Origin of the sequence: Kitasatospora sp. NPDC005748 (assembly GCF_040630735.1) — a bacterium.
Classification (GTDB): Bacteria; Actinomycetota; Actinomycetes; order Streptomycetales; family Streptomycetaceae; genus Kitasatospora.
In genome coordinates this window covers 46249-70585 of record NZ_JBEXYD010000007.1, presented here as the reverse complement: position 1 = coordinate 70585, position 24337 = coordinate 46249, and the positions used below count along the sequence as shown (strand labels likewise).

Below are 24337 nucleotides of genomic sequence, written 5' to 3'. Positions count from 1 at the left end.
GGGCGGTCAGCTCCGGGGGTGCGTCAGCTGCCCGTTCTGGTGCGGCAGGTGCGGCTCCGGCCCGAGCGGGTCGTACTGGAGCAGCAGCATCGCCGCGTCGTCGCCGAGCTGGCGGCCGACGTGGCGGACCACGTCCTGGTGCAGGCGTCGCAGGACGTCCACCGGGTGGCCGTCCGCGCAGTGCGGCAGCCGCTCGGCGAGCGGGTAGAAGACGCCCGCCCGGTCCCGGGCCTCGATGACTCCGTCGGTGAACAGCAGGACACGGTCCCCCTGCCGCAGCGGGACCTCGTGCACCGGCGGCCGGACGTCGACCGGGTCGAGGACGCCGAGCGGGGGCACCGTCTCGGCGAGCTCCAGCGGCCGGACCGGCTCGGTGCCCCGCAGCAGCAGCGGCGACGGGTGGCCGCAGTTGACGATCTCGGCGGTGCCGTCGGGCCGGACCCCGATCAGCACCAGGGTGACGAACTCCTCCTCCACGCCGGGGTGCTCGTTCTCGTGCAGGGCCCGGTCGAGGCTCACCGCGAGCCAGCCCGCCACCCGGTCCAGCGCGGGCTCCTGGTGGGCGGCCTCCCGGAAGGCGCCGAGCACGGCGGCGGCGGTCTCCACCGCGCCGAGCCCCTTGCCCCGGACGTCGCCGACCACGGCCCGGACCCCGTGCCGGGTGTTGACCACCTCGTAGAGGTCGCCGCCGATCCTGGCGTGCGCGGCGGCGGCCTCGTAGTGGACGGCGGCCCGGACGGTGCCGACCCGCTCGGGAACCGGCCGCAGCAGCACCCGGCGGGCGATCGAGGCGACCAGCTGGGCGTCGGCCAGCGCCTTCTCCTGGCGCAGCCGCAGGGTGGCGCTGACCCAGCCGATCGCGGCGACCAGCACGACGGCGAAGACGGTGGCGCTGTGCACGGACTCGCCGAGCGAGTCGCTGCTGGCGGCCATCAGGAAGGCCACGGCCTCGGTGCAGAGGCCGATGGCGAGCGGGTACCAGGTACGCCGGCTGACCACGGCGGCCAGCGCGGGAACGGCGGTGAGGGCCGGCTCGACCGTCACCTCGGTGTTGCTGACGTAGTCGAGGGCCACGACCAGCGCCATGCCGATGAACGGCAGCGCGAGCGCCGTCCTCGGCCAGGTGCCGGTCGAGCCCGGAGCGGTCCCCGGGGCCGGCCCGGCGAACCGCTCTCTCATCCATCCGGTCGCGCTCAACTTCGGTCTCTCCAGCAGAAGACGCCGGTGCCCCGTGGGCACCCGCGGTGATGACTGAGGGTTGGGGAATGCGGGCCTCGCTGGCGGCCGGAGCACAGGGGTTGACCGGTTACCGACCCCACAATAGGCACGAAACGTGCACTACGCACAGGTTTCGCCCGCTGCCGTGATGACTTGAATGCTCTGCGTGACTCATTCTTCACTGTTCCCGATCAGGAGCCGTTCCAACTCTTTTCGGTCGGGAAGTCCTGCGGGTTGTTCGACCCGACCGCTGCGGACGTACAGGAAGGACGCCGTGACCTGCTCCGGCGGAACTCCCAACTGTTCGGCCCAGGCGACCCGGTAGACCGCGAGCTGGAGCGGATCGGCGGTCTCCTCGCGGTGCGTCTTCCAGTCCACCACTTCGTAGCGTGACGCGCCGCCGAATTCCGACCGGCCGTCATCTTCCCGGTAGACCGCATCGATCCGGCCGCGCACCACCCGGCCCGCCAGCACCAACTGGAACGGCGCCTCGACCCGGTAGGGCGTCCGGTTCGCGTAGGGCGTGCGCAGGAACGCCTCCTTGAGCCGCTCCAGGTCCTGCTCGTCCTCGATGCCGTCGTCGTCGGCGCCCGGCAGCGCGCCCGGCTCGATCAGCAGCAGCGGCTCGATCCGGGACTGCACCCAGGCGTGGAACCGGGTGCCCCGGCGGGCGGCCGGCTGCGGCGGCCGGGGCATCGGGCGGGCCAGGTCGTGCGCGAAGCCGTCCGGATCGGCGGCCAGCCGCTGGAGCTGGGTGGCGGACAGCGCGGCGGGCAGCGGCACCTCCCGGACGCTGCGCCGGGACCGCTCCAACTCGCCGACCAGCGCGATGAGGTCGCGGTCCCAGGACTCGACCTGGCGGCGGTCCTCGGCGGCCATCGGCTCCGGTTCGGGGGCGGGCAGGCCGGCGAGGCGGCGGTGCACCACCGCGGCGACCCGGCGGCGGGCGTGCTGGGCCGCCGGATCCAGCGGCAGCGGCCAGGGCCGCTCGACGGGCGCGGCCAGCGCCGGGTTCTCGGCGCCCTTGGGCGGCTGCTCGGCCCAGTGTTCGAGCTCGCCGGCGCCGGGCCGCTCGCAGTGCGTCCGCAGCCGCTCCAGGAAGGCGGACGGGCCGCGCACGGTCTTCTGGCTGGGGCCCCACCAGTGCCCGGAGGCCAGCAGGAGCGACCGCGGCCGGGTGAAGGCGACGTAGCCGAGGCGCAGTTCCTCGGTGCCCGAGTGCTCGGCGAGCGCCGCCTTGAAGGCGGCCATGGACTTGCTGTTCCACCCGCCGCGCACATCGGGCAGGGTGGCCGCGTCGCCGCGCAGGGCGTGCGGCAGCACCCGCTTGACGCTGGTCCAGCGCTCACGCGTGGTCGAGGACGGGAAGGTGCCCCTGACCAGCCCGGGAACGGCCACGACGTCCCACTCCAGGCCCTTGGACTTGTGCGCGGTGAGGACCTTCACGGTGTCCTCCCCGCCGGGCAGGCTGCTGTCCAGCCCGCGCTCGTACTCCTGGGCGGCGCGCAGGAAGCCGAGGAAGGCCGACAGGCCCGGGTCGCCGTCCAGGTCCGCGAAGCCGGCCGCGACGTCCAGGAAGGCGTGCAGGGTCTCCCGGCGGCGGGCGGCCAGTGCCTGGGGGGAGGCGGCGAGTTCGACCTCCAGGCCGGTGACCGCGAGCACCCGGTGCAGCACGTCCATCAGCGGCTCGGCGAGCGAGCGGCGCAGCTCGCGCAGCTCCCGGGCGAGCCGGGCGAAGCGCGGCCTGGCCTCCGCGGAGAACGGCAGCTCGTCGGACCGGTCGCCGTCCCCGCCGGACGCCGGGTCCAGGAAGGTCTCCAGCGCGTCGGCCAGCGAGACCACCTCGGTCGGATCGGCCTCGGCGACGGCCGCGGCCAGCGCCTCGACGCCCTCCGGCCGGGCGGTGCGCACCAGCTCGGCGGCGCGCCGGCCGAGCAGGGCGAGGTCGCGCGGGCCGATCCGCCAGCGCGGGCCGATCAGCAGCCGGACCAGCGCCGCGTTGGCGGTCGGGTCCTGCAGCACCTCGCAGGTCGCCACCAGGTCGGCCACCTCGGGCAGTTGCAGCAGGCCGCCGAGTCCGACCACCTCGACCGGCACCTCCCGGGCGACCAGCGCCGCGTGGATGTCGGGGAAGGCCGCGCCGCCCCGGCAGAGCACGGCGATCCGGCCCGGGGCGGTACCGGTGCGGACCAGGTGGGCGATCGAGTCGGCCAGCCAGTCGATCTCCTGCGCGTGGGTGGGCAGCAGTGCGGCCCGGACGTAGCCCTCCTGCTCGGCGCCGGGAGCCGGGCGCAGCGCCTCGACGCCCTCGTGCATCGCGCGCAGCGGTTCGGCCAACTCGTTGGCGAAGGCGAGCAGCCGCCCGCCGCTGCGGCGGTTCTCGCTGAGCGAGTACCGGGCCGCCCCGGAGCCGTCGGCCTTCGGGAAGTGCCGGGGGAAGTCGTCCAGGTTGGCGACCGAGGCGCCGCGCCAGCCGTAGATCGCCTGGCAGGGGTCGCCGACGGCGGTGACGGGGTGGCCGGTGCCCCGCCCCTCGGGGCCGGCGCCGTACAGGCCGGCCAGCATCAGCCGCTGCGCGACCGAGGTGTCCTGGTACTCGTCGAGCAGCACCACCCGGTACTGGGCCCGGAGCAGCTCGCCGACCTCGGGGCGCTGCTGCGCGAGCCGGGCGGCGGCGGCTATCTGGTCGCCGAAGTCCATCAGCCCGGCCGCGGCCTTGCGCCGCCGGTACTCCTCGACCAGGCGCAGCAGCTCCAGCCGGGCCCGGGCGGTGACCGGCACGGCCCGCAGGTCGTCGTTGCCGAGCCGGACGGTGGCGAGGGTGTCGAGCAGCTCCTCGTCGAAGGCGCGCAGCGCGTCCGGCTCGACCAGGTGCTCGGCGAGCTCGCCGTCCAGCGCGGTCAGGTCGGCGACCAGGTTGCTGAAGGTCCCGGTGAGCGCCGGGAAGGGACCGCGCGCGGTGCGCAGCACCTTGGCGGCGAGCTGGAAGCGGGTGGCGTCGGCGAGCAGCCGGACGTCCGGCTCGATGCCGATCCGCAGGCCGTGCTCCTTGAGCAGGCGGCCGGCGAAGGCGTGGTAGGTGGAGATCTCCGGCTCGCCGAGCGCCTCCTCGTCCGGTTCGGCCACGCCGCCGAGCCGCAAGGCCGCGCGGACGCGTTCGGCGAGCTCCCCGGCGGCCTTGTTGGTGAAGGTGAGGCCGAGCACCTCCTCCGGGCGGACGGCCCCGGACCCGACCAGCCAGACCACCCGGGCGGCCATCACCGTGGTCTTCCCGGAGCCCGCCCCGGCGACGATCACGGCCGGCTCCAGCGGAGCGCCGATGGCCGCCATCTGCTCCCGGTTGAACGGGATGCCCAGCAGCTCCTTGAGCTGGTCGGGGTGGCTGAGCGCGGCGGTCACCCCGCAACGTTAACGGGCACCGCCGACAGTCCGGGCCCCTCGCCCGGCCCGCTGTGGCCACCCCCACACCGCGGCGCTCACTCCACCACCTGGGCGCCGTCACGCTGGGCCGAGCAGCTGCGACGGAAGGTGCAGCGGTCGCAGCCGCCGCCGGTCCGCGGCACGAAGCGCTCGGCGAGGACCCGCCCGGCGGCGTCGGCCAGCAGGTTCTCGATCCACGGCTCGCCGTCCGGCGGGTCCTGGCGCTGCACCTTGGGCGCCTCCGGGGCGCCCTTGTCGGGCTTGCGCAGCTGCACCAGCTCGGCCCCGCCGGAGTCGGGGACCCGGCCCTCGAACCCGGGCAGCTCGTTGAGCGCCCCGGCCCGGACGGCGAGCTGGTAGACCGCGAGCTGCTTGTGCTCGGGCAGCGACTTGTCGGTCGGCGCCTCCTTGCCGGTCTTGAAGTCCACCACGTAGGCCCGCCCGGCGTCGTCCTTCTCCACCCGGTCCATCGAGCCGCGGATCCGCACCGAGACGCCGCCGACGTCCAGCGTGACGTCGAAGCCGTGCTCGGTGGCGACCACGTCGCGGCCGCGTTGCAGGACGTGCCAGTTCAGGAAGCGCTCCAGGGCGGCCCGGGCCTCGGTCTTCTCCTGCTGGGACTTCCAGGGCGCGTCGAAGGCCAGCGCGTCCCAGACCGTGTCCAGCCGCTCCATCAGCACGGCGAGGTCGGCGGGGGTGCGGCCGGAGCCGACCTCGTCGGCGAGGGCGTGCACCACGTTGCCGAAGCCCTGGGCGGCCGAACCGGCGCCGCGCGCCTTGACCTCCTTGTCCAGGAACCACTGCAGCGAGCAGTTCTCCAGCTGCTCCAGGCCGCTGCCGGAGAGCCGGACCGGCAGATCGGCGCTGCGCAGCGGCTCGGGGGCGGCGGTGGCGTCGTCCAGGCCCCACCAGCGGTCCGGGTGGGCGGCCGGCACCAGCGGCAGGCCGTCCTCGTCGGCGGCCAGCGCCAGGGTGGCGAGCCGCTCGGCGGCGGCGCGGCGCAGCTCGGGCGACCGGGCCGGGTCGACGGTGACCGCGCGCAGCTCGGCGACCAGCGCGGGGACGGACAGCGGGCGGCGCGGGCGGTGGGTGACGTCCTCGACGGTGACCGGCGGGGTCCGGCGCAGCACCTTGCCGGTCCGCGGGTCGACGTCCTCGCGGTAGAGCTCGCGCAGGAAGCGGGACGGCTCGTCGCCGTCGTCGGCGGGGGCCTTGACGGCAGTGACGATCAGCCGCTCCTTGGCGCGGGTGGCGGCGACGTAGAAGAGCCGGCGCTCCTCGCCGAGCAGGGCGGCCGGGGAGAGCGGCTCGGCCAGGCCGTCGCGGCCGATCCGGTCGGCCTCCAGCAGCGAGCCGCGGCGGCGCAGGTCGGGCCAGAGGCCGTCCTGGACGCCGGCCACCACGACCACCCGCCACTCCAGGCCCTTGGAGCGGTGCGCGGTCATCAGCCGGACGGCGTCCGGGCGGACGGCCCGCACGGTGAGGGTGTCGGCCGCGATGTCCTGGGCCTCCAGCTCGGCGAGCAGGTCGAGGGCGCTGCGGTGGCCGGTGACCTGCTCCTCGGCGCGGGCGGCGGTCTCGAACAGGGCGCAGAGCGCGTCGAGGTCCCGGTCGGCGTTGCGGCCGGCCGCGCCGCCGCGCAGCGCCGCCCGCTCCAGGCGCTCGCGCCAGCGCCGGCTGCCGTCCCAGAGCTCCCAGAGCGCGTCCTCCGCGGTGCAGCCGCCGGCCAGCCGCTCGCGGACCTTGCGCAGCAGGGTGCCGAGGTCGCGGGCGCGCCGGGCGTGCGAGGGGTCGAGGGCGATCAGCCGCTCGGGCTCGGCGAGGGCCTCGCGGATCAGCTCCTCGGCCGCGCGGGGCACGGCCGCCGCCCGGCCGTCGGCGCGCAGCGCGGCACGCTCCTCCTCGCGCAGGGCGCGTCCGAGGCGGCGCAGGTCGGAGCCGTCCAGGCCGCCGAGCGGGCCGGTGAGCAGGGTGTGCGCGAGCTCGGTGGTGAGCGGGTCGGGGCCGGCGGCGCGGTCGTGCTTGTCCCGGGCGGCCTGCTCGGCGCAGACCCGCAGGGCGACCAGCAGCTGGGCGACGGCGGGCTCCTCGCGCAGCGGCAGGTCGTCACCGTCGATCTCCAGCGGGACGCCGGCCGCGCTGAGCGCCCGCCGCACCCCGGGGATGGACCGGCCGCCGGCCCGGACCAGGACGGCCATCTCGCCCCACGGCACGCCGTCCTCCAGGTGGGCGCGGCGCAGCAGGTCGGCGATCGAGTCCAGTTCGGTGCCCGGGGTCGGGTAGGTGTACACCTCGACCCGGCCGCCCTCGCGGGACGGCAGCAGGGCCCGGTGCTGGGCGAGCTTGTCGGCCGGCAGCCGGCCCATCGGCATCCGCCGGGCCAGCTCGCGGGAGGCGGCGAGCAGTACGGCGCCGGAGCGGCGGGAGACCCGCAGCACCTTGACCTCGGCTGGGCCGCCGCCGGCCTGCCGGAAGGTCTGCGGGAACTCCAGGATGCCGTTGATGTCGGCGCCGCGGAACGCGTAGATCGACTGGTCCGGATCCCCGACGGCGACCAGCTCCCGCCCGCCGCCGGCGAGCTGGCGCAGCAGCCGGACCTGCGAGGGGTCGGTGTCCTGGTACTCGTCGACGAAGACCACCTCGTAGCGCTGCCGCAGCCGCTCGCCCACCTCGGGGCGCTCGGCCAGCAGCACCGCGCGGTGGACCAGCTCGGCGTAGTCGAGCACCCCGCGCAGGTCCAGGACGTCCAGGTAGTCGGCCAGGAAGTGGGCGGCGGCCGCCCAGTCGGGGCGCTGCACGCCCTCGGCGAACCGCCGCAGCTCGGCCTCGCCGAGGCCGAGCTCCCGGCTGCGGGCGAGCACGGCGCGGACCTCGTCGGCGAAGCCGCGGGTGGTCAGGCAGGCCCGGAGGTCGAGCGGCCAGTCGATCCGGCCCCGGCCCCCGCGGGCGTCCTCGGCGCCGCCGGCCAGCAGCTCGCGGACCATGACGTCCTGCTCGGGGCCGGAGAGCAGCCGCAGCGGCTCGGCGTAGTCCTGAGGGTCCTGGTGGGCCCGGAGCAGCGCGTAGCAGAAGGAGTGGAAGGTGGTGGCCTGCGGGGCGGGGGCGGAGGCCCCGAGCCGGCCGGACATCCGGTCGCGCAGTTCCATCGCGGCCTTGCGGCTGAAGGTCAGCACCAGGATCCGCTCGGGGTCGGTGCCGCGCTCGATCCGCCGGGCGACGGCCTCCACCAGCGTGGTGGTCTTGCCGGTCCCGGGCCCGGCGAGCACCAGCAGCGGGCCGCCCGCGTGCTCCACCACGGCGCGCTGGTAGTCGTCCAGCACGGGCGGGGCGGGGAGCGCGAGGGGGCTTCGCACCAGACGGTAGGGGGAGCTCACGGACGTCCTGGGGGTCGTGCTTCGGGCAACGGCGGACGGGCCCGCGGCGGGGCCCGTCCGTATCGAGCCTACGATCCTGCCCCGTCATTCCCGTCCTCGCACCCGGTTCGGCGCTACCGGCCGTCCCAGCGGGCCCGCTTCAGGTCGACCCGGGGCGGGTCGGCGAGTTCGCGCAGCGGGGTGCCCTCCTCGCCGTACCGGGCGAGGGCGCGGTGCTCGTGTCCGGGCAGGAACCGGCCGTCCGCGCGGACCACCCGCCACCAGGGCACCGAGCCGCCGTACAGGGCCATCACCCGGCCGACCTGGCGGGGGCCGCCCTGGCCGAGGTACTCGGCAACGTCTCCGTAGGTCATCACCCGGCCGGGTGGAATCCGCTCGGTCAGGTCGAGAACCAGTTCGGCGAAGGGCGGCAGGCCGCCCGGTCCGGCGTCGTCGGTAGCGTCCGTCACCTGCGGCATTCTTCCTCCCCGGCCCGGGCGCGCGGCACGGTAAGCATGATCCGCCGCGCCCGATCCGGCCCCTGTCCAGCACGGGGCGCCGCGGCATGCCACCATCTTCGGGGCGGTGAGTGGTGATACGAGGACAAGACCAGATGACCGGGACGGCTGACGTGGGCGAGGGCGAGGACTCCGACGAGTCTTCCGACACCATGCCCGCAGGCCCCGGTGAAGAGCCCGCCGCCACGCCGACACCCGAAGTCTCCCTGATCAAGGACCGGACGATCAAGACCCCGCAGCCGACCGAACCCGGGGCCGTCCCCGGGACCGGGGCGCCCGGACCGGCCCCGGCCGGCGTCCCGGCCCAGCAGCCCGAGCCGCCCGCCGTCCCCGAGCCGTCCCCGGCGGCCGAGGAGCCGCCCCCGGTACCCGAGGAGCCCTTCCTGGTACCCGAGGGACAGGAGCGGCCGCAGGAGCACGCCGGGTACGAGGGGTACGACCCGCTGGACGACACCCCCTACCTGGACGTCGACGAACCGCTGCTCGCCGCCCGCGCGCACCGCCCGTCGGACCTGATCCGCTTCCTGGCCGGCGTCCTCGGCATAGTCGCCGTGTTCGTCCTGGCCGGGGTGGCGACCTCGACCACCACCGGCATCGAGCTGGACATCGCCTCCAACGCGCCGCGCTTCTCCCCGGTGCTCGCCACCATCACCGGCCTGGTCTCCAGCGTCGCGGTGCTCGCCGTCCCGCTCGCCTTCGCGGTCGAGCGCCTGATCAAACGCGACGGCCTGCGGGTCGCCGACGGCGTCCTCGCCTCGGTGCTCTCCTACGGCGTCTCGCTGGGCATCGACTGGTGGGTGGCCGAAGGCGCCTCCGAGCACATCCGGGACGCCCTCACCCGGCTGCCGATGGACAGCAACGGCACCCTCACCGACCCGGTGCACGGCTATCTGGCGCCGGTGATCGCCTACATGACCGCGGTCGGCATGTCGAGCCGGCCGCGCTGGCGGGTCGCCCTCTGGGTGGTGGTGGTCTTCAGCGGGCTCACCGAGCTGCTCGGCGGCTACACCACCCCGCTGTCCCTGCTGCTCACCGTGCTGATCGGCTGGTCCGTCGCGTACGGCACGCTGTACGCGATCGGCTCGCCCAACATCCGGCCCACCGGCCAGCACCTGATGATCGGCCTGCGCAAGGTCGGCTTCACCCCGGCCAGCGCCCACCGCGCCCCCGACGCCCCCGGCGGCACCCGCCGCTACTACGTCGGCCAGCAGAGCGGCCCGCCGCTGGACGTCCACATCATCGACCGCGAGCAGCAGGCCTCCGGCTTCTTCTACCGCGCCTGGCGGCGGCTGCGGCTGCGCTCGGTGGCCGTCCGCCGCAGCCCGCAGTCGCTGCGCCAGGCGCTGGAGCAGGAGGCGTTGATCGCCTACGCGGCCGCCGCCTCGGGCGCCCGCTCGCCGCAGCTGGTGGCCACCTCCGAGCTGGGCCCGGACGCCGCGATCCTGGTCTACGAGAACGTCGAGGGCCGCATCCTGGACGACCTCTCGGACGAGGAGGTCACCGACCGGGTGATGGCCTCGCTCTGGGAGTCCGTCGCCGCCCTGCACGAGCGCCGGATCGCGCACCGCCGGCTGACCGGCGAGTCGCTGCTGGTGGTCGACGAGAAGGCGGCCTGCCTGGTCAACCTCTCCGGCGGCGACATCGCCGCCACCGATCTGACGTTGCGCATCGACGTCGCCCAGCTGCTCACCACCTTCGCCCTGCGGATCGGCCCGGAGCGGGCGGTCGCGACCGCCAACGCCGTCCTCGGCGCCGAGCGGGTCGCGCAGGCGCTGCCGCTGCTGCAGCCGGTCGGGTTGAGCCGCTCCACCAGGGTCGACCTGAAGAAGCTCACCAAGGAGCGCAAGACCGCCGCCCGGGCCCAGGCGCTGGAGCAGGTCGCCGCCGGCGAGCGCACCCAGCAGCAGGCCGAGGAGGACATCGCGGTCGCCGGGGAGGACCTGCTCAGCCGGATCCGCGGCCAGATCCTCCAGATCGCCCCCGAGGCGCCGACCGAGACGGCCAAGCTGGAGCGACTGAAGCCGAAGAGCCTGATCATGGTGATCGCGCTCACCTTCGCCGCCTACCTCGCGCTGACCACCATCAAGCCGGCCCAGCTCAAGCTCTCCCAGATGGACTGGGCCTGGGCGGCCGTGGCGCTCGCCGCCGCCGCGTTCAGCTACGTCGCCGCCTCGATGAGCCTGACCGGCTTCGTCCCGGAGAAGCTGCCGTTCCGCCGCACCGTGGCGGCCCAGCTGGCCGGCTCCTTCGTCAAGCTGGTGGCGCCGGCCGCGATCGGCGGCATCGCGCTGAACACCCGCTACCTGCAGAAGGCCGGGATCCGCTCCGGGCAGGCGGTCGCCTCGGTCGGCGCGTCCCAACTGGCCGGCCTGGCCGGGCACCTGCTGCTGCTGTTCAGCTTCGGCCTGATCACCGGCAGCCAGACCAACGGGGACCTCTCGGCCTCCCGCGCGGTGATCATCGGCGTGCTGACCGCCGCCGTGCTCGCCCTGGTGGTCGCGGCCGTCTCGCCGCTGCGGCGGTTCGTGCTGAACCGGCTGCGCTCGCTGTTCTTCGGCGTGGTGCCGCGGATGCTCGACCTGATGCAGACGCCCAGCAAGCTGGTCACCGGCTTCGGCGGGATCCTGCTGCTGACGCTCTCCTTCACCGCCTGCCTGGACGCCTCGGTGCAGGCCTTCGGCGGCAGCATCAGCTTCTCGGCGGTCGCGGTGGTCTTCCTGACCGCCAACGCGGCCGGCTCGGCCATCCCCACCCCCGGCGGCATCGGCCCGGTCGAGGTCGCCCTGATCGGTGCGCTCACCGTCGCCGACGTGCCCCCGACGATCGCCACCCCGGCGGTCTTCCTCTACCGGGCGCTCACCTTCTGGCTGCCCGTGCTACCCGGCTGGATCTCCTACAACATGCTCCAGCGCAAGGGCGCCCTGTAGGGCCCCCGGGACGCGGGAAGGGCCCGCCGGATCGCTCCGGCGGGCCCTTCCGGCGTCTGCTAGTAGACCGGCTTGTGCGGCTCGACCTGGTTCACCCAGCCGAGCACGCCGCCGCCGAGGTGGACGGCGTTGGAGAACCCGGCCGCCTTCACCACGGCCAGCACCTCGGCCGAGCGGACGCCCGACTTGCAGTGCAGGACGATCTTCCGGTCCTGCGGCAGCGACTCCAGCGCGTTGCCCATCAGGAACTCGTTCTTCGGGATCAGCACCGCGCCGGGGATGTTGACGATCTCGTACTCGCCGGGCTCGCGGACGTCGATCAGGAAGATGTCCTCCTTGTCGTCCTGCCACTGCTTGAGCTGCTTCGAGGTGATCGTCGAACCGGCGGCGGCGGCCTGGGCCTCCTCCGACACGACGCCGCAGAAGGCCTCGTAGTCGATCAGCTCGGTGACCGTCGGGTTCTCGCCGCACAGCGCGCAGTTCGGGTCCTTGCGGACCTTCACCTGGCGGTAGTTCATCTCCAGGGCGTCGTAGATCATCAGCCGGCCGACCAGCGGCTCGCCGACACCGGCCAGCAGCTTGATCGCCTCGGTGACCTGGATCGAGCCGATGGACGCGCAGAGCACGCCCAGCACGCCGCCCTCGGCGCAGGACGGGACCATGCCCGCCGGCGGGGCCTCGGGGTAGAGGCAGCGGTAGCACGGGCCGTGCTCGGCCCAGAACACGCTGGCCTGGCCGTCGAAGCGGTAGATCGAGCCCCACACGTAGGGCTTGCCGAGCAGCACCGCGGCGTCGTTCACCAGGTACCGGGTGGCGAAGTTGTCGGTGCCGTCGACGATCAGGTCGTAGCCGGAGAAGATCTCCATCACGTTGTCGTTGTCGAGGCGCTCCTCGTGGAGGATCACGTCCACGTAGGGGTTGATCTCCTTGACGGAGTCCCGCGCCGACTCGCCCTTGGAGCGGCCGATGTCCGACTGGCCGTGGATGATCTGCCGCTGCAGGTTGGACTCGTCCACCACGTCGAACTCGACGATGCCGAGCGTGCCCACGCCGGCGGCGGCGAGGTACATCAGCGCGGGCGAGCCCAGGCCGCCGGCGCCGACGCACAGCACCTTGGCGTTCTTCAGCCGCTTCTGCCCGGCCATGCCCACGTCGGGGATGATCAGGTGGCGGGAGTACCTGCGGACCTCGTCGACGGTGAGCTCGGCGGCCGGCTCGACCAGGGGTGGCAGCGACACGGGGACTCCGATGGTCGTCGGTTCAGGTGGCCAGGGGCCGACCTCTAGTGGCTTCACGCTCCGCCACCGCGGTGGCTCAGCTAGGCCAACAGTGTCATGCCGCCCCGGTATTCCGAGACAGCCCGTCCGACTGGCGAGACAGCCGGCCTCGGATACTGGGACCGCCCACCGGAGCCCCCGGGGGCGGCGGACGACGGGCGCCCGGGAGCGCCGCGGCCCGCCTCAGCGGGGCCGTCGCGCGCCCGGGCACCACGGGCCGGCGGGTCAGACCCGGCAGGCCGTCTCCAGCCAGACGTCGCCCAGCGACTCCTCCAGCGGCACCTGTGTCCGCCAGCCGAGACGATCCCGGGCGGTCCGCACGTCCGCCTGGCGCCACGGCACCGGCTCGCCCGCCGGGCCCCGCCCCTCGGCCGGCCGTGCCTCCGCGGGCCGGTGGTACGGGCCGCCGTGCTGGCCCGCGTGCCGGTCCGCGTGCCGGTCGACGTGCTCGACCGGCCCGCCGGCCTGCGCGGGGAGCAGCACCGGCCGGTTCTCCTCCACGATCGCCCCCTCGAAGCCCGAGGCCCGGACCAGCAGCTGGGCCGCCTCGCGGGCCCGGACGGCGTGCCCGCTGCCGATGTTGATGACCCCGGTGGCCGCCGACACCGCCGCCGCCTGGATCGCGCGGGCGACGTCCCGGACGTCGACGAAATCCCGGTATCCGGACAGGTCCGGCATCCGCACCTGCGACTCCTCGCGCTCCAGCGCCCGGCGCAGCCCCTCGGCGAGCCGCCCGAACAGCGAGGCCGTCGGCGCCCCCGGCCCCACCACGTCGAACACCCGGAGCACCGCCGCGTCCAGCCCGGAGGCCAGCACCAGCTCCGTCCCGGCGAGCTTGGAGACCCCGTACGGGCCGACCGGACGCGGCTCGGCGCCCTCCGAGACGGGGACCCCGCCCGGCACCGGCCCGTACTCGGCCGCCGAGCCGACGTGCACCAGCCGGGCCGGCTCCCGGCTGCGCCGGATCGCCTCGCAGACCGTGGCGACGGCCAGCGTGTTCGCCCGGATCAGCGTCCGCGAGCTGCCGTAGGTGGCGCCCGCGCAGTTGATCACCACCTGGGGCGCGACCGCGTCCAGGAACCGGGCGAGCGCGCCCGGACTCCCGGTGGTCAGGTCGAAGCGGATGTCGGCCGAGTCGCGCCGGCCGAGCACCGTCACCTGCAACTCCTGGTCCACGAGCAGACGATCGGTGACCCGGCGGCCGATAAAGCCGTCGGCGCCCAGCAGCAGCACCCTCATCGGGGGTGTCCTTCCACGAAGCGAGGTCGGGTACGACCTGGCGGACAGAGTGAACAACGGGGAGGTCGAACGGTTCGGTGGGGCCGGGCTCAGCGGTGCGTGTCGGCCCGGCCGAGCAGCGGCCAGGCGTACGCCAGCAGGGCGAGCGCGACCGCACCTCCGCCGAGCAGCCAGGCCGTCGGCGCGGAGCGGCCCAGGAGGAGCGGCGCCGCGACGGCGGTCGGCCCGGCGAGCGCGCCCAGCGCGGCGGCGACGGTCCGGCCGGACCGGGCCAGCAGCGCGGGCAGCACCAGCAGCAGCCCGAGCACACCCTGCGCCGCCCACTGGGCGGGGTCGGCCCGCTCGGCCACCAGGTGGGGCAGTCCGCCGCCGTGGCCCGGCCCGGGCCGGGGCGCCACGGCCGTCAGCACCGCGAGGGCGGCGAAGGTCAGGACCGCGAGGACGGCCAGGTGCAGGGCGACGGCCACCGGCAGCACCGGCCGCATCCGGGCCCGGAACTCGGCGAGGGTGCCCGCCACGCACAGGTGGCCGCGGGCGATGTGCCGGAACCAGCGCGCCGCCCACTCGGCCGACCCGGCCGACAGCGCCGCGGCCAGCACCAGCGCGGCCGTCACCCGGGTGTCCCCGGTGCCGGACGCCCCGAACCCGGCGCCGACCCCGGCCAGCGGGAGCAGCAGCAGGGCGGCCACCCCGCACCCGTGGCCCAGCCCGGCCGGCCGCAACCGCCGGGCCCGCGGGCCGGGGCCCCCGGCGGACGGTCCGAGCCCGGCGTCCGGCAGGTCGACGGCCGGGGCGCCGGTCGCGGCCCGGTCGGCCCGCCCGGAGGCGGACACCGCCGGCCCCAGCGCGAGCACGGCGGCGGCCGGCAGCAGCACCGGCCACCGACCGGCCGCCCCGACGGCCGCCCCGACCGGTGGCACGGCCAGCGCCGCCGCCCGGAGCGCCGCACCCCACCGGCGCGGCCGGTGCCCGTCCGGCACCGCCGCCGGGTCCGGCGGCGGACGGCGCGGCACCCGGGCGTACAGCTCGTCGGCGAGCGAGAACAGATCGGCGTGCCGGCAGCGCGCGGCCGTCTCCGGCCCGCAGCCCGCCTCCTCCAGCCCGGCGGCGATCTCCAGCGGATCGACGGCCCGCTCGCAGAGCTCCCGGTGCTCCGCCATCACCTCCCGGACCGGATCGCCGAAGACTCCGGGCCCCGTGGCCGGGCCGCTGCCGGCGACCGGCGCGCCGCCGGCCATCAGAGGGCCTCCGCGAGTGCGCCGGGCCGCTCGGACGCCTCGCCCGCGTCCTCGTCCACGCCCTCGCCCTGCCCCTCGCCGACCGGCTGCCCGGTGCCGGCGCCGTCCCGGCGGTCGGCCAGCCAGTACTCGGCGGGCCGGGCGAACGGACGGGGCCGCTCGGCGGCCGCACCACCGGACCGGGCCGCCGGGAAGGCCGGCCACTGCGAGACCAGCTCCAGGTAGATCTCCCGGAACGCGCCGATCACCGGTTCCACGGCGAAGCGTTCCTGCGCCCGCAACCGGCCCGCCAGCCCCAGCCGGGCCCGCCGCTCCGGGTCGCGCAGCAGGGCCAGACAGGCGCCCGCCAGTGCCCGCGGGTCGCGCGGCGGGACGAGCAGTCCGGTCGGGCCCACCACCTCCCGGGCCACCCCGACGTCCGTCGAGACCACCGCCCGGCCGCTCAGCATCGCGTCGGCCAGCAGCCGGGGGCCGCGCTGCGAGAGTGCCGAGAAGACCACCACCGTGCCGCTCTCCCAGGCCGCCGCCACCGAGTCGGGCCGCCCGGCGAACTCCACCGCCCCGGCCACCCCCAGCCGGTCGGCCACCGCCTCGCAGTGCGCCCGGTAGCCCGGGACGGCCTCCTCGCCGTGGACCACCAGCCGGGCCGCGGGCAGCTCGGCGCGGACCCGCGCGAAGGCGTGCAGCATCAGCTCGGTGTCCCGGCCCGGCTCGAGCGCGCCCGCCCAGGCCAGCGTCGGCGCGGCCGGCTCCGGGCCGGCCGCGGCCCGGGCCACCGCCGGAGTGCCCTCGTGGACCACCCTGGTCCGCGCCGGGTCGGCGCCGCAGCGGCGCTGCCACCGCTGGTCGTGGGCGCTGCCGGGGGTCAGTATCGCGGCCTGCCGGTACGCCTCCTCGGTGAGCGAGCGGAAGAAGGAGAGCAGCAGGGCCCGGACCGGCCAGCGGTAGGGCGCCTCGCGGTAGCCGAGGTACTGCTCGCGCAGGTGCAGCCCGTGCTCGGTGACCACGAACGGCACCCCGTGCAGCCGCTTGGCCACCAGCGCCGGCAGCGCCGCCGGACCGCCGCCGACCACGTGGCAGAGGTCGGCCGAGCCGAGGCCGCCCGGCCCGGCGCCGTACCAGGGGGCCGAGAGCGGGCGCAGGCACTGCTCCAGCAGGTCCGCCGCGACCAGCACGTCACGGACCAGCGGCTGCCCGGCCGTGGTGTCGGCGCCGGGCGAGCGCCAGACCCGCTCCAGGGTGCGCCGGGCGGCGGCGGAGGCCAGGAACGCGGACAGGCCGCCGTCCTCCCGGGCGAGCGCCGCCAGCCGGTACAGCCCCGCCCCGAACGAGGCCCGCTCGCCCGGCATCACCAGGGCCCGGACCAGTTCCTCGTACGCCCGGGCGTACTGGCGTCCGCGCAGCGCGCCGGGCAGCCGGCCGGCCGGGCGGCGCCCCCACAGCGCCAGCTCGTGCACCGCCGGCCAGCGCCCCCGCGGGCACTCGGCGATGCCCGAACCGGCCGCGCCGGCCAGGACGAACAGCTCGAAGTCGTGCTCGGCGAGACCCTCCACCAGCCGGGCGCACCAGCCGCCGACGCCGTGTCCGGGGTGCGGACGGGCACCCTCGGTGAGCAGTGCAACGCGCACGGGAGACCTCCAGAACAGAACGGGACGACGGATGGCTGGAGCGGCTCGATCGGCACCCGGGCGCCCCGTGCGGGCACGGGTGCGGCCCGGGCGGAGGAGTCCGGTCGGCCGGAAGCACCGCGGCCCGGGCCGGCGGTCGCACCACCGGCTCCCTGCGTGCGGCCGCCCTCCGGCTCCTCCGGCGGCCGCCACTCCCCCACACCTGTTCGGTCCGCCAGCAGAAAGGTAGGACCGGGCCCCGGCCCTCCATCGGTCACATGCCTGGTTGCCACCTGAACGAGTGAACCGGCGTGACCTCGCCCCGGAGCGGGGCGTTACCGCCCGTCCGTCCCCCCGCCCCCGCCGGGGCCGCTCCGCACCGCCGCTCAGCCCCGCGCCGGCCGCTCCCGCGCCCCCGCTCAGCCCCGCGCCAGCAGCTCCCGCACCGCCCGGGCCACCCGCTCCGGGTGCTCCATCATCGCCACGTGCCCGGAGTCCGGCAGCACCAGCAGCCGGGCGTCCCCGAACGCCGCGCAGGCCCGCCGCGCCGAGCGGTACGAGACCAGCTTGTCGCGCAGCCCGTACACCAGCAGCGTGGGCGCCGTGACCCGCTCCGCCTGCCGCCAGAGCGCCTGCTCGCCCCGCTCGGTGTACGCCGAGACGATCCCGCGGGCCGAGCCGGTCAGCGCCCGCATCGCGTGCGGCACCGCGGTCCGCCGCCGGTACTCGGCCACCGCCTCGGCCCGGGCCGCCGGCGAGAGGCTCCGCGGATCCCCGTAGACCAGCCGCAGCAGCCCCTCGGTGGCGTCCTCCGGGCTGCGGCCGTTCGACGGCAGCCGGCCCAGCAGGGCGGGCAGGCCGGGCACCGCGAGCAGCCCAGTCGGCCAGGCGGTTCGCTGCGGTGGCAGCTCGGGCAGCGCGGGCGAGATCAGCGTCAGGCTGCGCACCAGATCGGGCCGGAGCGCGGCGAGCCGGACGGCGACGGCGCCGCCGAGCGAGTTCCCGAAGAGGTGCACCGGGCCGCGGCCGGTCTTCTCCAGGTAGCCGGTCACCGCGCGCACGTGCCCGGACACGGAGAGGTCGCCGTCGGCGGGCGGCGCCGAGTACCCGAAGCCGGGCAGGTCCACCGCCTCGCCGTCGACGAGGCCGGCCAGCCGGTCCATCAGCGCCGTCCAGTTGGCCGCCGAGCCGCCGAGTCCGTGCACGAAGAGTGCCTGCTCCCGGCCGTCGGCGGCCCCGCCGCCGGGCCGGTGCACCGCCAGTTCCGCACCGGCGGCGCCGACCGTCCGGACCCCCGCGGGATCCCCAGCCTCCGTACGTACCCGCTGCTCGGCGCCGCTCATGGTGGACGATGGTAGTGAGCCGCGGGTGCACCGGGGCCGTCCCAGCTCTTGTCGCACCACTGCCGTCGCCGGTGGTCAGCGCCGTATTGTGGGCTCCTGACAAGGGGGCTCGGTGCTTTTCTCACGCTCGCCAAGCGCGAACGCGGTTACCGAAAAGTAGAATCGGTCATCTTGCCAGCCCCGAAAACCCGTGAAGTGAGGAGCGCCGTGACGGCCATCCAGGAGGCGCAGGAGCGCCCGCGCGGTGCCCGCCTGCCGCGAAGCGCCCGCCGTGAACAACTGCTCGGTGCCGCCCAGGAGGTGTTTGTCGCGCAGGGCTACCACGCGGCCGCCATGGACGACATCGCCGACCGCGCCGGGGTCAGCAAGCCGGTGCTGTACCAGCACTTCCCCGGGAAGCTGGAGCTCTACCTGGCGCTGCTGGACAAGCACTGCGACGCCCTGGTCGACTCGACCCGCGAGGCGCTCGCGGCGACCACCGACAACAAGCACCGGGTGGCCGCGACGATGGAGGCGTACTTCAACTACGTCTCCAGCGAGTCCGGTGCCTTCCGGCTGGTCTTCGAGTCGGACCTGACCAACGAACCGGCCGTCCGCGAGCGGGTGGAGCGGGCCTCGGACGCCAGCGCGACCCTGGTCAGCAAGGTCATCCAGGAGGACACCGACCTCCCCGAGGCCGAGTCCAAGCTGCTCGCCGCCGGCGTCTGCGGCCTGGCCCAGATCACCGCCCGCTACTGGCTCTCCCAGGGCCTGGAGATCCCCCGCGACGAAGCCGTCCGGCTGGTCGCCAGCCTGGCCTGGCGCGGTCTGAAGGGCTTCCCGATGCACCCCGCCGCCGAGGCCGCCGAGGCGCAGGCCGCCGACCAGTGATCCGCCGACCTTCGCCAGGGCACTGATCCGGTGCTCTATGGTGAAGCCGTACGGCGCGATCACCACGAACGCTTGTCCCAGGCGGTCCGGTGACCGCGCGTGGCTGGCTGCAACCCGGAGGGACGGAAGTCGTGGAGGTCAAGATCGGCGTGCAGAACGCGCCGCGCGAGATCGTGATCGAGAGCTCGCAGACCGCCGATGAGGTCGAGAGCGCGATCGCCAAGGCGCTGGAGGGCCCCTCGAAGCTCTTCGCGCTGACCGACGAGCACGGCCGCCGCGTCATCGTCCCGGCCGAGCGCCTGGCGTACGTGGAGATCGGCGAGCAGGCCGCCCGCAAGGTCGGGTTCGGCACGCTCTGAGCTGCTTCGTGGTGCCCCGTTCCCCGCCCGGGGAACGGGGCACCACTGCGTGTACGGCCGGGTGGACCGGGGTACGGCGACAAGTGCGGCCGTCCGGAGCCGCCCACCGCACCGGGGAGGCACCCTTGCTGGTCGAGTCGATCGCCTTCGCCCTCGTCGGCCTGATCGTCGGGGCCACCGCGCTGCTGGCCCTGCCGGCGTACTTCCCGGCCGGCCGGGGGCTGACGCTCGGGACGGCGCTGGTGTCGGCCCTGCTCAGCGGGGTGATCACGCACTTCACGCTGGACGGCCGGGTCCCGGCGGCCAGCATCGGCATCGCGGCGGTCGCCTCGGCACTGCTCACCTCGGTGCTGGCCCGGCCCGACCTCGCGGCCGGGCGCCAGCCCGCCCACCGGCACCGCCCGCACCGGGCGGGCGCGCACCGCCGGCAGCGGCACGCCTGAGCCCGCCGGCCCGGCCGGGCAGCTCAGGAGGCGAGCCCCAGCGCGGCCATCCGCTTGGTGTGCGCCTCGGTGATCCGGTTGAACATCTTGCCGACCTCGACCAGGTCGAAGCCCTGCACCTGGACGCCGCCGACCAGCAGGTTGGAGAGCGCGTCGCGCTCGGCGACCACCCGCTGGGCCTGGCTCAGCGCCTCCCCCATCAGCCGCCGGCCCCAGAGCGCCAGCCGGCCGCCCGAGCGCGGGTCGGCCTCGATGGCCTGCCGCACCTTGTCGACCGCGAACTGGGCGTGCCCGGTGTCCGACATCACGCCGAGGACCAGGTCCCGGGTGTCGTCGTCGAGCCGCACGGCCACCTCGCGGTAGAAGTCCGTCGCGATCGCGTCGCCGACGTAGGCCTTGACCAGGCCCTCCAGCCAGTCCGAGGGCGCCGTCATCCGGTGGAACAGCTCCAGCGGCTCGACGAACGGCCGCATCGCCTCCTGCGGGTCCGCGCCGACCTCCGCGAGCCGGTCGTGCAGCCGCTGGTAGTGCTGGAACTCGGCGGAGGCCATCCGGGCCAGCTCGGCCTTGTCGGCGAGGCCCGGCGCGAGCTTGGCGTCCTCGGCGAGCCGCTCGAAGGCGCTCAGCTCGCCGTACGCGAGGGCGCCGAGCAGGTCCAGCACGGCCGCCCGGTAGCCCGGATCGGCCGAGCAGCTCGCCCAGTCCCCGATCGAGCCGGCCGTGTCGTCCTGCGTCTCACCATGGGTCTCCATGACCTGCCACCTTAGTCCGGCGCGGCCCCCCGCACACGCGCGGCGGCCCCCGGCACCCGCTCCGTGACCGGTGCGCGGGGAGCCCGGCGCGGAGCCGGCGCGACGGTCCGGTGCGGACGATGTCAGACGCGTCACGTGTTCGAGTCGTCGCGTGACTGTATGGTGGTAGCGAGGTCCGTAGTGCTCGCACGGTGTCACCGCCGTCTCGGTGCGCCGGGCAAGCCCGCTTCGTAGCGGCACCGTCCGGCAGGACGTGCCCGCACCGGAAGCCGGGCACTCACGTACGCGGATGCCCGGTCGGAGAGCCGATCGGCTCCGACCATGGCTTGGACTTCAAGCCTTGGCACCGCATCAGTGGCCGAGCGAGGGCCGCCGAGACCGCGCCGCACGGCGCAAGGTCCCGCGCAGGTCCCTCAAGGGAATCCTCCCCGACGCCGCCGTGACCGCGCCCCTCACCGGGCCCCGCGGACCGGCCGGCCGCAGGGACCGGCGCGGTTGTGCGTCCACGCAGCTGTACCAGGGCCGTCCAGGCCCGTACGCAGCAGCGCGGCTGCCCGCCCGCCGCTCGTTCTCGGCCCCTCCACACGGAAGAGGCAGCACCCTGTCCACCAACGCTGAACCCATCAAGACCACTTTCCGGGACCTGGGGATCCTCCCGGAGACCGCCGAGGCCCTGGAGGCCGTCGGCATCATCCACCCCTTCCCCATCCAGGAGATGACCCTCCCGGTCGCGCTGACCGGCCACGACGTCATCGGCCAGGCCAAGACCGGCACCGGCAAGACCCTCGGTTTCGGCCTTCCGCTGATCGAGCGGGTCGTCGTCCGGGCCGACGTCGACGCCGGCCGGGGCACCGAGGAGCAGCTCCACGAGGCACCGCAGGCGCTGATCGTCGTCCCGACCCGCGAGCTCTGCACCCAGGTCACCAACGACCTGCAGACCGCCGGCAAGGTCCGCAACGTGCGCGTGCTCGCCGTCTACGGCGGCCGGGCCTACGAGCCGCAGGTCGAGGCGCTCAAGAAGGGCGTCGACATCGTGGTCGGCACCCCGGGCCGCCTGCTGGACCTGGCCGGGCAGAAGAAGCTGGACCTCTCGCGGGTCCGCTCGCTCGTCCTGGACGAGGCCGACGAGATGCTCGACCTGGGCTTCCTGCCCGACGTCGAGAAGATCCTGACCATGCTGCCGGCCAAGCGGCAGACGCTGCTGTTCTCGGCCACCATGCCGGGCCAGGTCATCAGCCTCGCCCGCCGGTACATGAACCAGCCGACCCACATCCGCGCCGCCGCGCCGGACGACACGGGCACCACCGTGGCCAACACCGAGCAGCACATCTTCCGTGCGCACTCGCTGGACAAGGTCGAGCTCGTCTCGCGCATCCTGCAGGCCGACGGCCGCGGGCTGGCGATGATCTTCTGCCGCACCAAGCGCACCGCGGCCGACGTCGCGGACCAGCTGACCCAGCGCGGCTTCGCGGCCGGCGCCGTCCACGGCGACCTCGGCCAGGGCGCCCGCGAGCAGGCCCTGCGGGCCTTCCGCAACGGCAAGGTCGACGTCCTGGTCTGCACCGACGTCGCGGCCCGCGGCATCGACGTCGAGGGCGTGACGCACGTCGTCAACTACCAGTGCCCCGAGGACGAGAAGACCTACCTGCACCGGATCGGCCGGACCGGCCGCGCCGGCGCTTCCGGCACCGCCGTCACCCTGGTCGACTGGGACGACATCCCGCGCTGGCAGCTGATCAACAAGGCACTGGACCTGTCGTTCAACGCGCCGGAGGAGACCTACTCCACCTCGCCGCACCTGTTCGAGCTGCTGAAGATCGCCAAGGGCACCACCGGTGTGCTGCCGCGTTCCGAGCGGACCCGGGCCGGGCTGGGCGCTGAGGAGGTCGAGGACCTCGGCGAGACCGGCGGTCGCGGGGCCCGCTCGGCGCCCGGTCGCGCCTCCAAGGGCGGCCGGACCGGTGGCGGCCGGGGCGCCGCCCCCGTCGCCGAGGCGGCCGAGGAGAAGCCCGCCCGCCGGGCCCGCGAGCGCCGTCGCACCCGCGGCGGTTCCACGGTCGAGGGTGACGCCGTGCTCGACGCGACCACCGAGGCCGTCGCCGCGGTCGACGCCCCGGCGGCTCCGGCCGTCGAGGGCGCCGAGGGCGAGGGCGCGGCCCCGCGCCGCCGCCGTCGCCGTCCCCGCGCCGCCGCTGGCGAGACCGCCGTCGACGCGGTGACCGAGGCGCCCGCCGCGGTCGCCGAGGCCGCCGCTCCGGCCGCCGCCGTGCAGACCGCGGAGAAGTCCGAGGGGAAGCCGGCCGTGAAGCGGACCCGTTCGCGGGCCAAGGCGACGACGGCCGAGCCGGTCGCCGAGGCCGCCGCGGCCCCAGAGGCCGGCGCGGACGCCCCGGCCGAGGCCGCGGCCCCGCGTCGTCGGGCCCGTACCCGCCGCCCGGCGGCTGCCGCCCCCGAGGCGGCCCCGGAGAGCTGATCCGGTCACGCACCACGCGCAGGGGGCGACCCCGTCCGGCCACCGGGCGGCGTCGCCCCCTGCGGCGTTTCCACCCGGCTACGCTCGGCGTCACCGGCGCCAGTCGCCCCGCCGCACCGCACCCGCGCACGCAGGAGATCGCCCATGAGCACGCCGCCGTTCCTCACCCTCCCCCGCTGCGCGCGCGCCCTGCGGGTGCCGACGGCGCGCGGGGAGTTCGCCGCGCTGCGGGCGGAGCCGGCCGGCGCGGTCCGCGGGACGGCCCTGCTCGTGCCCGGGTTCACCGGCAGCAAGGAGGACTTCATCGCGCTCCTGGAGCCGCTCGCCGCGGCCGGCTACCGGGTGACCGCGGTCGACCAGCGCGGCCAGTACGAGAGCGGCGGCCCCGACGATCCGGCCGCCTACGCGGTCGACGCCCTGGGGGCGGACGTCCGGGCGCTCTCCGAGGTGCTCGCCGAGGGCGACGCGCCGCTCCACCTGCTCGGCCACTCCTTCGGCGGCCAGGTGGCTCGGGAGGCCGTCCTGGCGGCGGCCGCCGACGGTCCGCTGCCGTGGAGCTCGCTGACCCTGATGTCCACCGGACCCGCCTCGATCGAGCCCGCCGAGGCGGAGCGGACCAAGCTGCTGATCGGCGTGCTGCCGTCGATGAGCCTGGAGGAGATCTGGCAGGTGCTCCAGCAGATGGAGCAGCAGGCGGAGCAGACCGGCGGCGACCGGGCCCGCCGCCCCGCCCCCGAGGTCGCGCAGTTCCTGCACCGCCGCTGGGTGGCCAACGTGCCGCAGGCGCTCGCCACCACCGGCGCCCATCTGATCGCCGCGCCCGACCGGGTGGACGAGCTGGCCGCGACCGCGGCCGCGCTGCCCGTCCTGGTGCTCTCCGGGGTCCGGGACTACGCCTGGCCGGTGCCGGAGCAGACCCGGATGGCCGAGCGGCTGGGCGCCCGCCGCGTGGTGATCGAGGACGCCGGCCACTCCCCCAACGCCGAACGGCCGGAGGCCACGGCCGAGGCCCTGCTGGCCTTCTGGGGCTGAGCCCGGACCACCCCGGGGCGGGGCGCCGGCGCCCCGCCCCGGGAAGTCCCACGACAAAAGTCGTTAGTTGCGGTAATATTTGATTCTGTCCGGGAATCATCGTCGGGGTCGACGCTGGCGACAATCCGCCGAAACCTGGGCTTTACGGACGGGCAACGGCCCGGTAGCAGCACCACGAGACAGTGGTTCACGAGGTACCAGACGTACTTGGCAAGCAGGGGGAGCCCCTTTGCCTCAGCAGACCGTCGACCGTTCGATCCGACAGACC

16 protein-coding genes are annotated in these 24337 nt (G+C 75.4%); 6 read left to right on the top strand and 10 right to left on the bottom strand.

Annotated features, from left to right (window positions below):
- Positions 1 to 6: 6 nt before the first annotated feature.
- From ABZ495_RS08195 to ABZ495_RS08180, 4 genes are all read right to left on the bottom strand, one after another.
- Positions 7 to 1197, bottom strand: a complete 1191-nt coding sequence (locus ABZ495_RS08195) for a PP2C family protein-serine/threonine phosphatase (RefSeq protein WP_329489497.1) — start codon at positions 1195 to 1197, stop codon at positions 7 to 9.
- Between the two features lie 192 nt (positions 1198 to 1389).
- The gene (locus ABZ495_RS08190) at positions 1390 to 4617 is read right to left on the bottom strand and encodes an ATP-dependent DNA helicase (protein ID WP_359834971.1); all 3228 of its coding nucleotides are present in this window, start codon (positions 4615 to 4617) and stop codon (positions 1390 to 1392) included.
- Positions 4618 to 4694: 77 nt separating this feature from the next.
- A complete protein-coding gene (locus ABZ495_RS08185) occupies positions 4695 to 7991 on the bottom strand; it encodes an ATP-dependent DNA helicase (RefSeq protein WP_359834969.1) in 3297 nt (1098 codons plus the stop codon).
- A gap of 134 nt (positions 7992 to 8125) precedes the next feature.
- Entirely contained in the window at positions 8126 to 8470 is a 345-nt protein-coding gene (locus tag ABZ495_RS08180; protein WP_359803263.1) for an MGMT family protein, read from the bottom strand.
- 134 nt (positions 8471 to 8604) lie between these two features.
- On the opposite strand from ABZ495_RS08180, the gene ABZ495_RS08175 reads away from it, so the two are divergent.
- Positions 8605 to 11436, top strand: a complete 2832-nt coding sequence (locus tag ABZ495_RS08175; RefSeq protein ID WP_359834967.1) for a lysylphosphatidylglycerol synthase transmembrane domain-containing protein — start codon at positions 8605 to 8607, stop codon at positions 11434 to 11436.
- Positions 11437 to 11495: 59 nt separating this feature from the next.
- On the opposite strand, the gene moeZ is transcribed toward ABZ495_RS08175, so the two are convergent.
- From moeZ to ABZ495_RS08150, 5 genes are all read right to left on the bottom strand, one after another.
- Positions 11496 to 12674, bottom strand: coding sequence for an adenylyltransferase/sulfurtransferase MoeZ (moeZ, locus tag ABZ495_RS08170; RefSeq protein ID WP_329489492.1), 1179 nt, complete (start codon positions 12672 to 12674; stop codon positions 11496 to 11498).
- A gap of 264 nt (positions 12675 to 12938) precedes the next feature.
- Positions 12939 to 13952, bottom strand: coding sequence for an NAD-dependent epimerase/dehydratase family protein (locus ABZ495_RS08165; protein WP_359803266.1), 1014 nt, complete (start codon positions 13950 to 13952; stop codon positions 12939 to 12941).
- An 89-nt stretch (positions 13953 to 14041) separates the two neighbouring features.
- Positions 14042 to 15190, bottom strand: coding sequence for a hypothetical protein (locus tag ABZ495_RS08160; RefSeq protein ID WP_359834966.1), 1149 nt, complete (start codon positions 15188 to 15190; stop codon positions 14042 to 14044).
- Positions 15190 to 16818, bottom strand: coding sequence for a DUF3492 domain-containing protein (locus ABZ495_RS08155; protein ID WP_359834964.1), 1629 nt, complete (start codon positions 16816 to 16818; stop codon positions 15190 to 15192). The genes ABZ495_RS08160 and ABZ495_RS08155 overlap by 1 nt, the downstream gene beginning before the upstream one ends.
- A gap of 398 nt (positions 16819 to 17216) precedes the next feature.
- A complete protein-coding gene (locus tag ABZ495_RS08150; RefSeq protein WP_359803271.1) occupies positions 17217 to 18140 on the bottom strand; it encodes an alpha/beta hydrolase in 924 nt (307 codons plus the stop codon).
- A 207-nt stretch (positions 18141 to 18347) separates the two neighbouring features.
- Between ABZ495_RS08150 and ABZ495_RS08145 the strand changes: the two genes are divergently transcribed.
- From ABZ495_RS08145 to ABZ495_RS08135, 3 genes are all read left to right on the top strand, one after another.
- A complete protein-coding gene (locus ABZ495_RS08145; protein ID WP_329489487.1) occupies positions 18348 to 19010 on the top strand; it encodes a TetR/AcrR family transcriptional regulator in 663 nt (220 codons plus the stop codon).
- A gap of 131 nt (positions 19011 to 19141) precedes the next feature.
- On the top strand, positions 19142 to 19369 hold the full coding sequence (locus tag ABZ495_RS08140; protein ID WP_329489486.1) for a DUF3107 domain-containing protein: 228 nt from the start codon (positions 19142 to 19144) through the stop codon (positions 19367 to 19369).
- Positions 19370 to 19494: 125 nt separating this feature from the next.
- Positions 19495 to 19812 (top strand): hypothetical protein, encoded by a 318-nt coding sequence (locus ABZ495_RS08135; RefSeq protein ID WP_329489485.1) that lies wholly within the window; start codon positions 19495 to 19497, stop codon positions 19810 to 19812.
- A 23-nt stretch (positions 19813 to 19835) separates the two neighbouring features.
- Here ABZ495_RS08135 and ABZ495_RS08130 read toward each other — a convergent pair whose 3' ends face one another.
- Positions 19836 to 20564 carry a ferritin-like fold-containing protein gene (locus ABZ495_RS08130; protein ID WP_329489484.1) on the bottom strand — a complete coding sequence of 243 codons (729 nt, stop codon included), beginning with the start codon at positions 20562 to 20564 and terminating at the stop codon, positions 19836 to 19838.
- A gap of 715 nt (positions 20565 to 21279) precedes the next feature.
- On the opposite strand from ABZ495_RS08130, the gene ABZ495_RS08125 reads away from it, so the two are divergent.
- Positions 21280 to 23037, top strand: coding sequence for a DEAD/DEAH box helicase (locus ABZ495_RS08125; RefSeq protein ID WP_359835037.1), 1758 nt, complete (start codon positions 21280 to 21282; stop codon positions 23035 to 23037).
- A 144-nt stretch (positions 23038 to 23181) separates the two neighbouring features.
- Positions 23182 to 24069 carry an alpha/beta fold hydrolase gene (locus tag ABZ495_RS08120; protein WP_359834962.1) on the top strand — a complete coding sequence of 296 codons (888 nt, stop codon included), beginning with the start codon at positions 23182 to 23184 and terminating at the stop codon, positions 24067 to 24069.
- Positions 24070 to 24337 lie beyond the last annotated feature (268 nt).